At 65.6% G+C, this 13,241-nt stretch carries 15 protein-coding genes and 1 pseudogene; 8 read left to right on the top strand and 8 right to left on the bottom strand.

What is annotated here, in order from left to right; translation table 11 throughout:
- Window positions 1–38 precede the first annotated feature (38 nt).
- Genes dbpB (OHB41_RS30860) through OHB41_RS30845 form a run of 4 tightly spaced genes read right to left on the bottom strand, consistent with a single transcriptional unit; the run spans window position 39 to window position 4,425 of the window.
- On the bottom strand, window positions 39–1,142 hold the full coding sequence (dbpB, locus tag OHB41_RS30860) for a DGQHR domain-containing protein DpdB (RefSeq protein WP_266701360.1): 1,104 nt from the start codon (window positions 1,140–1,142) through the stop codon (window positions 39–41).
- 39 nt (window positions 1,143–1,181) lie between these two features.
- On the bottom strand, window positions 1,182–2,402 hold the full coding sequence (dpdA, locus tag OHB41_RS30855; protein WP_266701359.1) for a tRNA-guanine transglycosylase DpdA: 1,221 nt from the start codon (window positions 2,400–2,402) through the stop codon (window positions 1,182–1,184).
- A complete protein-coding gene (gene dbpB / locus OHB41_RS30850; protein ID WP_266701358.1) occupies window positions 2,399–3,532 on the bottom strand; it encodes a DGQHR domain-containing protein DpdB in 1,134 nt (377 codons plus the stop codon). Before dbpB (OHB41_RS30850) ends, dpdA begins: the two co-directional genes overlap by 4 nt.
- Window positions 3,532–4,425: a hypothetical protein gene (locus tag OHB41_RS30845; protein WP_266701357.1), complete on the bottom strand. Its 894-nt coding sequence runs from the start codon at window positions 4,423–4,425 to the stop codon at window positions 3,532–3,534. Before OHB41_RS30845 ends, dbpB (OHB41_RS30850) begins: the two co-directional genes overlap by 1 nt.
- Before the next feature lie 124 nt (window positions 4,426–4,549).
- Between OHB41_RS30845 and queC the strand changes: the two genes are divergently transcribed.
- The 7 genes from queC to OHB41_RS30810 all read left to right on the top strand — a co-directional run bounded on the left by queC (window position 4,550) and on the right by OHB41_RS30810 (window position 9,278).
- A complete protein-coding gene (gene queC, locus OHB41_RS30840; RefSeq protein WP_266701356.1) occupies window positions 4,550–5,245 on the top strand; it encodes a 7-cyano-7-deazaguanine synthase QueC in 696 nt (231 codons plus the stop codon).
- A gap of 2 nt (window positions 5,246–5,247) precedes the next feature.
- A complete protein-coding gene (gene queE / locus OHB41_RS30835) occupies window positions 5,248–5,883 on the top strand; it encodes a 7-carboxy-7-deazaguanine synthase (protein ID WP_266701355.1) in 636 nt (211 codons plus the stop codon).
- Window positions 5,883–6,239, top strand: a complete 357-nt coding sequence (gene queD / locus OHB41_RS30830) for a 6-carboxytetrahydropterin synthase QueD (RefSeq protein ID WP_266701354.1) — start codon at window positions 5,883–5,885, stop codon at window positions 6,237–6,239. The genes queE and queD overlap by 1 nt, the downstream gene beginning before the upstream one ends.
- Before the next feature lie 4 nt (window positions 6,240–6,243).
- Entirely contained in the window at window positions 6,244–7,017 is a 774-nt protein-coding gene (locus OHB41_RS30825; RefSeq protein WP_266701353.1) for a GTP cyclohydrolase I FolE2, read from the top strand.
- Between the two features lie 394 nt (window positions 7,018–7,411).
- Window positions 7,412–7,927: a VUT family protein gene (locus OHB41_RS30820; protein ID WP_266701352.1), complete on the top strand. Its 516-nt coding sequence runs from the start codon at window positions 7,412–7,414 to the stop codon at window positions 7,925–7,927.
- 336 nt (window positions 7,928–8,263) lie between these two features.
- Window positions 8,264–8,479, top strand: coding sequence for a hypothetical protein (locus tag OHB41_RS30815; protein WP_266701351.1), 216 nt, complete (start codon window positions 8,264–8,266; stop codon window positions 8,477–8,479).
- A 424-nt stretch (window positions 8,480–8,903) separates the two neighbouring features.
- Window positions 8,904–9,278: a hypothetical protein gene (locus tag OHB41_RS30810; protein WP_266701350.1), complete on the top strand. Its 375-nt coding sequence runs from the start codon at window positions 8,904–8,906 to the stop codon at window positions 9,276–9,278.
- A gap of 38 nt (window positions 9,279–9,316) precedes the next feature.
- Here OHB41_RS30810 and OHB41_RS30805 read toward each other — a convergent pair.
- The 4 genes and pseudogenes from OHB41_RS30805 to OHB41_RS30790 all read right to left on the bottom strand — a co-directional run.
- A pseudogene (locus OHB41_RS30805) lies at window positions 9,317–9,495 on the bottom strand (tyrosine-type recombinase/integrase); the annotation flags it as partial.
- 466 nt (window positions 9,496–9,961) lie between these two features.
- Window positions 9,962–11,005: a zinc-dependent alcohol dehydrogenase family protein gene (locus OHB41_RS30800; protein WP_266701349.1), complete on the bottom strand. Its 1,044-nt coding sequence runs from the start codon at window positions 11,003–11,005 to the stop codon at window positions 9,962–9,964.
- 234 nt (window positions 11,006–11,239) lie between these two features.
- Window positions 11,240–11,662, bottom strand: coding sequence for a nuclear transport factor 2 family protein (locus OHB41_RS30795; protein ID WP_266701348.1), 423 nt, complete (start codon window positions 11,660–11,662; stop codon window positions 11,240–11,242).
- Window positions 11,663–11,701: 39 nt separating this feature from the next.
- A complete protein-coding gene (locus tag OHB41_RS30790) occupies window positions 11,702–12,145 on the bottom strand; it encodes a hypothetical protein (RefSeq protein ID WP_266701347.1) in 444 nt (147 codons plus the stop codon).
- Window positions 12,146–12,303: 158 nt separating this feature from the next.
- Between OHB41_RS30790 and OHB41_RS30785 the strand changes: the two genes are divergently transcribed.
- Window positions 12,304–13,194, top strand: coding sequence for a LysR family transcriptional regulator (locus OHB41_RS30785; RefSeq protein WP_266701346.1), 891 nt, complete (start codon window positions 12,304–12,306; stop codon window positions 13,192–13,194).
- Window positions 13,195–13,241: the final 47 nt, after the last annotated feature.

Genomic DNA, 13,241 nt, shown 5'->3' with positions numbered 1-13,241 from the left:
TTCGCGGTGCCCCAGAGTCGGGCCCGCGAACGGTCAGGTCAGCTGTGTACGGCGCGGACGAGCAGGTCGGTCAGGAGGCGGATGTCGCTGGGAGTGTTCTGCAGGCCGTTCCAGCGGCGCTGTTCTCCGTCGGGGAAGCGCCACATGCCCGAGGTCCAGGCGGTGACCGGCATCAAACCCAAAACAGCGTTGCGTACGGCGTCGCAGTCGACCTCTTTGGCTTGCATGCCGTCGGTGAGGCTGTCCATGACGAAGCCCATGGCCTGGATGCCGGCACCGTGGGTGAGGCGGGACTGGCGGGGCGGCAGTTTCCAGGCGTCACTGAAGGTGTCCTTGACCATGGTCCAGAAGGAGCGCAGGTGCAGCAGCATGCGGTCGACGTCGCCGGAGCCATCTTCGGGGTTGCGGTACTGGTAGAGGGCGCCCTCGAAGAGGCTGTGCTCCAGCATGCGCAGGACGGCCGTGTCTTTGATGTTGCCGTCGGGTGAGGTCGGGCTGGCGATGCGGCCGTAGAAAGGGCCCTGACCGTCGGTGTTGAGGCGGGTCATCAACTGGGCGGGCAGGCGCTTGCGGGCGTAGGTGGGCGGGAGGTGGCCACTGGTTTCGGGCAGGAGTTCGTGGATGAGGCCCTTGGGCAGCGGCTTGGTGGAGTTGACCAGGATGAACTGGGAGCGCTGGTCGTCGTGGTTGTCGGCGATAAACCCAACGGCGGCGACAGGGAATTCGACCAGATCAGCGTCGCGGATGGCGGCGCTGCGCTGCTGGCCGTCGACGATCAGGGCAGGCTTGTCCTCGTCGGGAAGAGATTCGTCGACGGGGATGACCAGTTCGCCAGGGACGGAGTAGTCGACTCCGTCCTTGCGCCGCGCTCCGGTCTCGAAGCGGACGTTCTCGTCGAATGCCAGCACCAGGGCGTTGGGAAGCATGGCGTTGTCGGACTCGAGGTAGCGACGGATGCCGCGGATGTGGCTGAGGACCTCGGGGCGCTGGTAGCCCTGGAGATTGCTGTCGTCGTCGCGTCGGACGCGGGAGACGGCGGCGAAGCTGTGGAGTTTCTTGCCGTCAACGGCGAAGCAGTAGATCCTTCTGTCACCCTGGCGCACTTCAAGCGCCGGGAGCCTGAGTTCGTAACGGTCGGCCATTGCCTCTCCAGACATATCAAAAAGACGAAAAGTAGGGGGTTACCCGAAGGTTAGGGAGCGCATCTTGGCCTCGAGTACGGTCAGATTATGGAATCCTCGGCGCTTGTTGCGTTCGCTTCCGCGGAATATGGCAATCTCGATGCCATGCTTCTCGCACAGGGCGCAGGGGCAGGCGCGCCAGGGCGCGTCGCTGAGGGTGCGCTCGTAGAGTTCGAGATAGCTCTTCTTCTTCGGGCCGAGTACGAGGGACTCGTACGCCTGGAGTGCGGTCAGGACGTCCTCGAGGGAGGTTTCCTCACGGTCGAATTCCCGCAGGGCGCGCAGGCAGGCCCGTTCTGCGGTGATGGCCTCGGCCTGGGAGACGCTTCCGGAGAGGATGAGGCGTTTGAGTGCGGGGTTGCCGTCGACCTGGGGAACTCTGATGGCGGTGTAGGCACTGGTGGCGGTGTGGTAGTTGTTGCGGTCGTCCATGAAGGCCTGGCGGAAGACGGAAGTGCTGTCGAAACTGGTCACGCCGTGGCGGGCGAACTGCTCCATGCTGTCAACGCGGTTGATGCCGAGCAGGTGTAGTTCGGTGTCGTGATTGCGCACTTCGTCGATGGCTCGCAGGCAGGCCAGGATCTCGTGGGACTTGAGAGGGACCATGCCTCCGAGAGCGATACGCCGGTATCCCATTTTCTGCAGTTGCGCGACGGAGTGGGCGTAACTGTCCGGCCCCCATCCCTGGGCGGCGCCAACAGGTTCGAAGCGGGCGTCGTTCTTTTTGGTCGCGGCGAGAAAGTTCTCGGCGAGCTCCAGGGAGATCTGCTGGCGTTCCAGCCAGGCCGGTTCTGGTTCTGTATCAGATTCTTGAGGGATGTAGCCGAAGATGATGTGGTCGATGCTGATGCCGGCGTCGAATCCGCAACGGCCGTAGAAATCGATGACTTCATCGACCTCGTACGGAGGACGTTCTTCGTCAATGTAGTTGAAGGCGCCACAGTCACCGATGGTGGAGCAGGTTTTGGGAAGGCGGAAGAAGTTCCGCACACCCAGGCGGTAAAGCCGCTCGCGTTGCGGAGTGGAGTATTTCCCTGCACCCTTCATGGATCCGTCGACAACAGCCTTGCTGACAAGGATCCCGTCATACGGGATCGGCGTCACGGCCTGGTGGGCGTAGACGTCGTCGCGCTGACGGACTCGGTAAGGCGAGTACTCGTCGTTGACGAAGTCATAGGTGGGGCTCACCAGGTCCTGGCTGTCAGGGAAATAGAATTTCACGCGGCTTTTGCCTTTTCCTGCACATAGATACGGAGGAGGTAGTTCGACAGGGTGCTGATGTGACGCGGATTGTTCTGGAGTTCGTTCCAGGGGATGTTCAGGTCGGGCCAGCGCCCCTTGGTCCAATAGCAATGCGGGGCGATCAGGGCAAGTTCGTCGCGTGCCTGCTGCAGTGCGCGGGGGGAGGCGGGGTCTATGGCCATCATCACGCGGTCCATCAGGCGTCCCATGGAACGGATGCCCACACCGTGCATGAGGCGGCTTTGTGTGGGCGGCAGGCCCCAGGCGTCAGGAAAGGTGTCGCGTACCGCGGTCCAGTAGGTGACGAGAATCTGGCGGATAGTAGCGGTGTCGACGGTGTTGTTGGAGAGGTTTTTATAGGGGAAGAAGGCGCCCGACGGAGAGTTGAGGGCCTCCTGGATAGCCGTGGTGAGACTGTTGTCAGTGACGACAGCGTCGGCTTTTTGCTCGGCGGTGGTGGAGGGACGGCGCACCAGTCCGCAAAACGGTGAGTCCTTGTCGTGGTTGAGGGCTTCGACCAGGACGGCGGGGAGTTTACGGGCGGAGAGCTTGGTGGGCAGCGCGGTGCCGACCTCGGGGAGGAGTTCGGTGACCAGGTTGGTCGGCAGAGGGGAGACCGTGTTCACCCGCAGGAACTGGTCCCGCTGGGTTTCGAGGTCCTCGGCGACGAAGCCGGCGATGGTGACGGCCAGGCGGGTATTGCGGGTGCGAGCCAGAGCGAGGCTGCGCTGCTGGCCGTCGACAATCCAGGCAGGCCGGGGGGCATCGGGAGAATCTGGCAGCGTGATCTCCAACGTGCCGGAGGTGCACAGGCCGTCGCTGCTGCTGGGGCCGGGGCTCGATTTGAAGCGCACACTGGCGGGCAGAGCCATGATCAGACCGTTGGGGAAGAGGACCTCGTCGCTGTCGAGGTATTCCAGGATCTGCCGTACGTGCTGCTTCTTCTCGGGGCGCTGGTAGCCGATGAGCTTACCGGCCTCGTCGCGGGAGATCCGGGCGACATCGGCGACCTGATGGACCTCTTCTGCCGCCAACGTGAACACGTACAGCGGGATCGTGGGGTGCTGCTCGATCCGCAGGGCTCGGCGTTTCAGCACGATGGAAGTCATCAGCGGCCAATCGTTGATTCGTACAGGCCTGCGAAACGCTTTTGTTCGCAGGCCATCCCCTCGTCTCGAAACCGGCGCAGCAGGCCGGTACGGGAAGCGCCGGGATAGGCGACCTTCGCCTTTTCGATGAAGGCGATGACGGTCTCGTCCGTAACCGGTCTGCGGTCGTAGCGCTCAGGCCGGGCAGTCTGGGCAGCCCAGTCCTCCCAGCGCAGCTGGGCGGAGGGGTCGGTGAGGCGTCCGGGTGTGCAGTGCTCGAGCCAGGAGGCGGCCATGCGCACGTTGAGGCTGGTCAGGGTGCCGCCCAGGGCGTGGCGCAGGCCGGCGTTGGCGGGCACGCGCCGTATGCCCTCGATGTCGGTGGCGCCACCGATCAGGACGACGTCGGTGGCGGTATCAGCGAGGGCGAGCAGGTCGTGGTGCATGGCCTGGGCATAGGGCGCGGACAGCACGACGAGGGCGCGTCCTGCGGCGCCGGCGATCTGGGGCAGGTCGCGGGTGCCGTCCAAGCGTTGCAGATGATCCCACCACTGGGAGGTCTGGGCGTTGGAGGAAGCCACGGAATCTGCGTGCCGGGGCAGGAAAGTCGCGGCGTAGGAGGGGGCGGGGCTGGAGACTGGACGTAGGCCCAGGCCTGCGGAGGCTGCATACAGGCGGGGGGTGAAGCCTGCTTGGGATGCAGCGCGGGTGAGCGCGAGGGCGCGTTTCCACTGGTCTCCCCGGTACAGGTCCTCCAGCGCCGTATGCCTGCTCGGCGTGGTGTGCAGTCGGTGCGCCCACTCCTCGGCCCGCTGGGGCAGGTCGGCAGCCATCAGGGTGCGGGCCTGCAGGTCTGCCGTGGGAGGGGACGCTTTCCGGTCCGTGCAGGTGACCACGATCGGCAACTCGTTCACTGCGGCTAGACCCCTGGGTTCCGGTAACTCGTTTGTTGTTGTGATTACTGTAGCCGCTAGTTAGAGGGGTAGGCTGCGTCTGCCTCGACTGAGGCAACTGGACTTCGGATAAGGGAGTGACAGCATGGACCGTCCCGCGATCGTGTTGCTGAGCGGCGGCCTGGACTCGACCACGGTGCTGGCCATCGCCAAGGACCAGGGGTTCACTCCCTATGCGCTCAGCTTCCGCTATGGCCAGCGGCACAGCATCGAACTGGAAGCCGCCAAGCGCGTTGCCGAGGTCCAGGGGGTGGCCCGGCACGTCATCGCCGACATCGATCTGCGGGTCTTCGGTGGCTCTGCCCTGACCGCCGACATCGAGGTTCCCAAGCACGAGTCGCTGGATGACGTCGAGGACGGCGGGGTGCCGATCACCTACGTGCCGGCCCGCAACACGATCTTCCTGTCGTTCGCACTGGCTTTCGCCGAGACCGTAGGCGCCAGCGACATCTTCACCGGAGTCACCGCCGTGGACTACAGCGGCTACCCCGACTGCCGCCCCGAGTACATGGACGCCTTTGCCACCATGGCGAACCTGGCGACCCGGGCGGGCGTGGAGGGCACCTCCCGGATGACGCTGCACTCCCCCCTGATCGCCATGTCCAAGGCCGACATCGTGCGCGAAGGCTTGCGCCTGGGCGTGGACTACTCCCTCACCTCCTCCTGCTACGACCCCGATGACCAGGGTCAGGCCTGCGGTAAGTGCGACACGTGCCTGCTGCGCCTGAAGGGCTTCGCCGAAGCCGGCGTCACCGACCCTGTCCGGTACCAGAGCGCCTGAACATGACCTATCTGATCAAAGAGATTTTCTACACCCTGCAGGGAGAGGGCAGTCACGCCGGCCGCCCGGCGGTCTTCTGCCGCTTTTCCCGCTGCAACCTGTGGACGGGCCGGGAAGCAGACCGCTCCCGCGCCATCTGCCAGTTCTGCGACACCGACTTCGTCGGCACCGACGGAGAAGGTGGCGGCCGGTTCGGCACTGCGGAGGATCTCGCCGATGCCGTCGAGGCCGCCTGGCCCAGCACCGATCGTGCCCACCGGTTCGTGGTGTGTACCGGCGGCGAGCCCCTGCTGCAGTTGGACGAGGACGCCATCGCCGCCCTGCACGGCCGTGGCTTCGAAGTAGCGGTGGAAACCAATGGCACCCGGCCGGCTCCCCACGGCATCGACTGGCTGTGCGTCAGCCCCAAGATCGGCTCCGACCTGATCTTGACCAGCGGGGATGAACTGAAACTGGTCTACCCCCAGGCCGGCGGCGACCCGGCCCAGTTCGAAGGGCTCGACTTCCAGCACTTCCGACTACAACCGCTGGATGACGCCCACCGCGAGGACCACACCCGCGCCGCTGTCGAGTACTGCATGAAGAACCCGCGCTGGACACTCTCTCTCCAGACGCACAAGTATCTGGGAATTCAGTAATGGAAATCTTTCGCGAGTTCACCTTCGAAGCAGCCCACCGCCTGCCGCGCGTGCCCGAGGGCCACAAGTGCGCCCGACTGCACGGCCACTCTTACAAGGTCACCGTGCACGTGGAGGCACCCGTCGATCCGGAAGCGGGCTGGGTGATGGACTTCGGCGACATCAAGCAGGCTTTTAAGCCGATTGATGCACAACTCGACCATTACTACCTGAACGACATCGACGGTCTGGAAAACCCCACCAGCGAGAACCTGGCCCGCTGGATCTGGGACCGGATGACCGCAGAACTCCCTGCTCTGTCGGCGATCACCGTGCGCGAGACCTGCACCTCCGGTTGCACCTACCGAGGCGAGTAGCAGGATGCACGACATCCAAAACGAGGTCGACCATCGCGGCGTAGCCATCGACGAAGTAGGGATCAGCGGCCTGCGCTATCCCGTCACGTTCGATGACGGCCACACGCGCCAGCACGGTATCGCCGACATCAGCGTCACCGTCGGCCTGCAGGCCGACCGGCGCGGCACCCACATGAGCCGCATGATCGCCCTGGTGCACGAGGAGGTGGCCACCCTCGCCCCGCAGGAGTTGCCCATCGCCCTCAAACGAGGGCTCGCTCTGCTCGAAGCCCCGACCTTGGCCATCGCTCTGTCTCTACCCGTCGCCACGGCCGTGACCGCACCCGCAAGTCAGCGGCAGTCGTGGCAAACCCACGACGTCACCATCGCCGGCCGCATCACAGCCGACACCTGCACCATCGCGACCACAGTGACCACCGACGTCACCAGCCTGTGCCCGTGTTCGAAGGCCATCTCCGACTACGGGGCCCACAACCAACGCAGCGAAGTCACCCTCACGGTCACTGGGACCGCCGACGCGCCCTACCCCCTGGCGATCCACGAAATCGTCGATCTGCTGCGCAGTTCCGGTTCTGCCCCCGTCCTGCCCCTCATCAAGCGGCCCGACGAACGCGTCGTCACTATGCAGGCTTACGACCATCCCGTTTTCGTCGAAGACATCATCCGCGACATAAGCCTGGTATGCCGTGAAAAGGGTCTAAAGCATGTGATCAGGGCGAAGAATCTGGAAAGCATTCATAGCCACGACGCCATTGCCAGCCTGACCTTCTCTGGCTGAACCCACGCACGCGCCCCAGGACGGGAAGGGGGGTGCCATCCCCCTTCCCGCGCCGCGCCTGCGTCGGCAAGGCGCCTGGTTCCACCCGAGCCCGTGGGACGCCCCCACTGGCGGTTACGCACGCGCCCGGCAATCCTTACAGCGGCCCGGCACCCGCCCCCTGTCTGGCGCGCCCGCCGTAGAGGGACCCACCCGAGCCCCTCAGCGCGGCATCGCCGCCTGCCCCACGCGGACCTTGCACCGCCGGAATCAGGCACTTGCCCCAGCACCGCAGCACGGACCGACGCCTTAGGCATGTCAGTGCCGTGTGCTGTGCTGTCTGCACGTTCGCCCCACCGCCCGTTCCCCGCTGGAGCCGAGCGCACCACCCCACTACCGAGACAGAAAGTAGATCGTGAAGTCTCCCGCTCCTGCCGGTATTGCCACACTCATCGCTTACATCGCTACTATTCCGGCCGCCAACTTGGCCGTCACTCATTTCGGCGCGGTACCCGTCGGCTTCGGTTACGTCGCGCCAGCCGGCGTCTACCTCGTCGGCCTGGCGCTTGTACTGCGCGACCTTGCACGGGAGGCGGTCGGCCGAGGCGCCGTCCTCGCCGCCATAGCCATCGGCACGGTCCTCTCCTACCTTCTCGCTGACCCCAGCCTCGCCACCGCGTCAGCGGTCGCCTTCGCCGTCGCTGAAACCATGGACTTCGTCGTCTACGAGCCCTTGCGCAAGCGAGGACTACTGGTCGCGATACTGGCCTCGAACGCCGTCGGACTTCTGGCCGACAGTCTCTTGTTCCTCCACCTTGCTTTCGGCTCCTTCAATTACCTTCCTGGGCAAATCCTCGGCAAAGCGTGGATGACTTTCGCGGCCGTCGTAGTCCTGGCGCTACTGCGTCGCCGCTCCCGCGTTATCGCCTGACCGCCCCAACCTGTCCTCCACGCACTGCAGGAACCTCACCGCAATCGCCTTCGCTCAGGCCCTACGGGAGAGTGGAGTTCCCGGCTTTTGCGTCGCCGCAGAGGCCGTGCCGTTGCAGGTGGGGGTCAGCAACTTCGGCGGAAGTACGGCGAGTTGACCTACTTCTCGGTAACTCGCTACCGTCTCAGTAGCATTGAGGGGCCCCACTCCGGCTTACCGGAGTGGGGCCCCTTTTTGTCCTCTTCTGCACAAGCAGGCGGGGTGGGCGGGGGCGTCGCCGACATCAGGTTCGTAGGCCGCGAGAGCGGCGACGCCCCACCGCGAAGGGGGTTACCTATGAACGACCAGCATGACACGTCCGTCAACGCGAGCCAGAACAGCCAGGCCGGTCTGCAGGCCCCGGCTCGCCAGGCTGCCACCCTCCGGCATGTTCGCGTTTCCGTCGGCAAGCATTTCGACCTGTCCGTTTCTCTGTCGGTGTCGCCGGCCTTCCTCATGCTCCTGGCGGCGGCCGTCGGTGTCGCGGGCGGGAACTACTGGTTCCTCCTCTGAGAAGAACCGTGGTTGAGCGCACGGCCTGGCGCAGCTAGCGACGCCAGGCCGTGGACCATCCGTGGACGGCGCGAACTCGACCCACTGGTTTCGTCCGTGTGACCAGCGTCTTTACCGAAGCCTGAAGGGCCCTCCGGAGCCGTGTGCGCAGGTTCGAATCCTGCCGGGGGCACCCCTTATGAGGTGCCCAAAGACCCCGTCACCAGCGGAAACGCTGAGGCCGGGGTCTTCGCGTATCTACAGCCATGTGCAGCCGAATGCCGCCCTGAGCGGCCCCGTGTCGGCGTCTGTGGACTACTCGGGGAAAGGATCTTGGAGCAACTTCCCTGGTCAACTGCCCGATTGTCCAAGAGGAGCCCGCAGCGTCGGCTCCAGCGCGAACGCGGAACCGTCTACTCCCCCGAGCCTGGGGAATCCGGCGTCCATGACACTGGCGCGCTCATTGCCCGACAATGCCACCGAGTGGTGGATCTTTCTGGGAACGTTCGTCCTCTACGCGCTCGGACGCTGGTTCTTCGCCTGGCAGCGAGCCAGGCGTGAGGACGACAGCCACCCCATGCGTACCGCGTTCGCCGAAGAAGACGATCCCGCCGCAAGCCACGCGGCCATGGTCGGTGGTTTCCGCTCCTACCGGCAGTTCTTCGGCTTCGTCGGAAGCGCCTTCGCAGTGGTTCTTGTCGCTGCTCTGACCGAAGGCCGGCTCCGCTACGCCCTGCTATGGATTATTGTTCCGCTTCTGGTCATAGCGCTCTCGTACCTCGACTTCCGCCAGTCCCTGAAAGCGCGCTCAGGAGCCTGACAGGGATGCGGGCCAGCGACAAGGCACACCTTCCGGCCTCACTCGTACTCGCGCAACAGTTCCTCGATCTCCGGTTGGCGATCTCCTGCCGCCCGTCAATGCGCTTGGCGTAGCGGCCCAACAGGATCTCGACACTGTTGCCCGCCCGTTCGGCGACCTCGGTCGGGTCGACCCCCGCGTTGAGCCGTGTCGACAGAGCGGAGTGGCGAAGGTCGTACAGGGTGCGCGCATAGGACAGCACCGTGCGGACGTCCTCGGCCCCGCCTACGACCCCGTTCAGGACCGAGCCCTCCAATCGTCATGTCGTCGGCGAAGTCGTCCAGCCAGGAGGGGTAGTAGTCCGTGCGCTGTCGGGCCGGGTCGCCGCGCCCAGGTACATCGGTTTCGTCTTGTCAGCCATCTTGCAGCCTTCCTGCTTGCAGCCTTCCTGGCGGGGCCGGCTCCTTCTGGTGGGAGCGGATCTGACGAGTCGATCGAAGCGACCCGTTGGACGAGCCGAACCTGATGCGGATGTCGGCTCGATGCCCCCTCCTTGTCGGCTGACCGGGCGGTGTGGTCTGGCCGGGGTGTCGGCGGCCCGGGCCTTGGCGGACCCCCAGCCCCGCCGCCGACGCCACCGCCACCGCCACCGACGACACCGCCACCGCTGCCGGCACCGGCATCGGCACCGGCAGGGCCGCGTCCTATCTCTCGGTGTTGAAGACGAAGAACGGCTTGGCGCCATGTGCGGGGGTTTCGGCGAACGCGAGGGCCTCCGGGAAGCGTTCGAGCGGGTACGGCCGGCCCTGGGGGATGCTCAGCACTCCGTCGGTGACGAGACCGAGGACCTCGGACAGCGCGCGCAATGCGTCCTCGGGTGAGGCCGTGCCGAACCAGCGGTTCAGCCAGAAGCCACGGACCGTCTTGGTCTCGTAGATGACCGAACGTGCCTGCAGCGGGATCGTCAGCGCTGCCGGGTCGGTCTGCCGATGCGTGGAGAGCGCGCCGTAGACCACGACCTCTCCTCCCGGGGCCAGTGCTTGGGACACCTGGGCACCGACGTGGCCCGCGACGCAGTCGGTGGCCTTGCGCACGCCGACCGGTCCCGCGATCTCCGCCACTCGCTTCAACAGGTCCTCGTCCTCGGTGCAGATGACCTCGTCACCGCCGAGCGCCTTGATCTCCTCGACGGCCTCGCGCCGCCGCACGACATTGATCGTGCGCATACCCAGATGCCTGGCCAGCTGAATGACGAGCCGGCCGACGGTGGAGCCCGCGGCCGTCTGCAACAGCCATTCACCTGGCTTTACGTCGAGTTCGCGCGTCACGAGGAGCAGCGCGGTCAACGGGTTGACGGCGAGTTGGCAGGCGTCGGAGTCGCTCAGGCTGTCGGGGATCGGCAGGAGCCGTCGTTTATCGGCGACGAGGTATTCCTGCCAAGTGCCGGACACCGGCGGCCCGGGTACCGCCGGGACCGCGACGGCGACCACGCGCTCTCCGATCTTCAGCCCCTCGGTATCCGGACCCAGGGCCTCGATACGGCCCACGCATTCCATGTGACCGCCGACCGTGGGAAACTCGGGGGAGAAACCGTAGCGGCCGCGCAGCACGTGCAGATCGCTGGCGTGAATCGGAGTCGCCGTCACCCGGATCAACGCCTGACCGGCTTCCGGCGTGGGAACAGGCCGGGATTCCAGCCGCAGTACATCGACGGGCTCGCCGATCTTTCCGGCTACGAGCGCGCGCATGGATTGAGGCATGAGTGACCTTTCGCCTCTCAGTGCCCGACGAACTCGGCGGCGGGCGTTCTGGACAAAACAGCGAGCCCACAGGTCCGCGATCAGGACCGCTCGCCGCGGGCGCACTACTCTAATTTCGGATGATGAATCTGTCATTTCGGGATCGGTACGCCCGGTCCCGGGAAAATTCCCGGTGGCGGGTAATTCCGCGAGGTGGGAATGCCCGCTGCGCCGGTGCGGGGCTCAAGAGGCCCGGGGTGCCACCTGGAGGCCGTCGATCGAGTCACGCCCCTTGGCGGTGTCCGCGTACAGTCGGGCCGCGACGATCAGCCCGTCGTTCACGGTGAACAGCAGGCAGTGTTCGTTCTCCATGGTGCGGCCGGTCTTCGCCTCCGCCCTGGCCCTGACGGGAACGACCACGTGCGACCCGGCGTCGAGCACTGTGTGTGCGTCGTAGTTGAAGGTCTCGTAGTAGTGATCGTAGATGTCCCGGTAGAAGGCGAGAAACCCCTCGGGCCCATGGAATGTCCCGCCGTATGGCAGGGAGGTGGGGAAGTCGAATACCACCTCGGGCGACATGAGGGCCACCAGGTCCGAGGAGTCGTTCTCCTCGAATCCGGAATATGCTCGCCGGCAAGCGTCCACGATTTCCTGGTTGCGCGACATGTTTCCTCCTGATCGCGGCAGAAATGAGTGGGAGTCCGGTCAGTCGCGGTCGGCATCCGACGGGTCGGCGACGTACCGTGCGTACTCTGTCCCGGCGAAGTGTTCGCCCAGCTTGCGGGAGAAGTAGTTGAGCATCTGCAGCGGACGGTGGTTCATCACGAGATGCTGCGTCTTCCCCTCTTCCTTGAAGTAGACGACGGCGATGTTGCCGATCGGCCTGCCGTCCACCGTCGCCGCGTAGTCCTCGACGAAGCCGTTCTCTCCGTACTTTCCGATGTAGATGAAGTCCTGGAAGTCATACAGAGTGCGCGCATAGGACAGAATCGCGAAGACGTCCTTGGCCCCGTGGATGGTACCCCTGAAGACCCCGGCCTCCAGCGTCACATCGTCGGCGAGATTGTCCAGCCAAGGGGGGTAGTAGTCCTTGCGCTGTCGCGCCGGGTCGCCGCTTCCCAGATATGTCGGTGGCGTCTTGTAGGTCATTTCATCCTCCTGTTTCGGTTGAACGTCATCGGTTGAACGTCATCGGTTGAACTTCTAACAGAATTGCTGGACGCAACGGGCACTGTCCAACGAAAGTCGGAGACCGCCGCCATCTCGCCGAGAGATACCTCGAGGGCTCGCTGAGGGATACTCGGAGGGTGGAACTGCGCCAGCTCGAGTACTTCGTCGCCGTCGCCGAGGAAGCGAACTTCACCCGTGCCGCCGCACGGCTGCACGTCGTCCAGTCCGCGGTCTCCACCACGATCAAGACCCTCGAGCGAGAACTCCGCACGCCGCTGCTGGAACGCACCCGCAAAGGCGTGCTGCTCACCGATGCCGGTGCTGCCCTGCTGCCGCGCGCCCATGCCGCTCTGGACGCCGCCCGGGAGGCCGCGGACGCGGTGGGCGAGGTCCGCGGCGGACTGCGCGGCACCCTGCGGCTGGGCGCGATAGCCACGGTCGGGCTCATCGACCTTCCCGTGTTCCTCGGTGACTTCCACCGACGTCATCCCGGCGTGTTCCTCCAGACCAGCGCCGCCCCCTCCGGCTCCCAGGGCCTGGTCGAAGCCCTCCTCGAGCGGCGGCTCGACCTCGCCTTCGTTTCGGGGCCCGGACCGCGCCCGGCAGGCATCACGCTGACCGACCTCGCCACCTCGGTGCTCGACCTCGTCGTGCCTGCCACGCATCCGCTCGCGGAACGCCGCACCGTGTCGATCGCCGAACTGGCCGGCCTGGACTTCGTCGACTTCCCCGCGGGCTACAGCAACCGGACCGTGGCCGACCGGGCCTTCGCCGCTGCCTCCGTTCCCCATCGCGTCGCCATCGAGATCACCGACCTCACCACGGGCGTGGCCTACGTCCGCAACGGCCTGGGCGTGGCGCTGCTGCCACGGGTCGCCCTCGGCAAGGGAGAGGACGTCGCCACGCTGACCGTCGACGACGCCGACCTGGAGTGGCAGTTCTCCCTGGCCGCTCCGTCCGGACGCGCGCCCCGCGCTGCGGCACGGGCCATGATCGCGATGGCGCACGAGTTCCTCTGGCAGGGGTGAGCGTCGCCTCGGAGGGCATTGCACGTCGTCGGTGAGGTGGACGCCGA

This window comes from Streptomyces sp. NBC_01571, from assembly GCF_026339875.1.
GTDB lineage: Bacteria > Actinomycetota > Actinomycetes > Streptomycetales > Streptomycetaceae > Streptomyces.
Note: the sequence above shows the minus strand (reverse complement) of the source record. Positions and strands in the feature narration are given on the sequence as shown.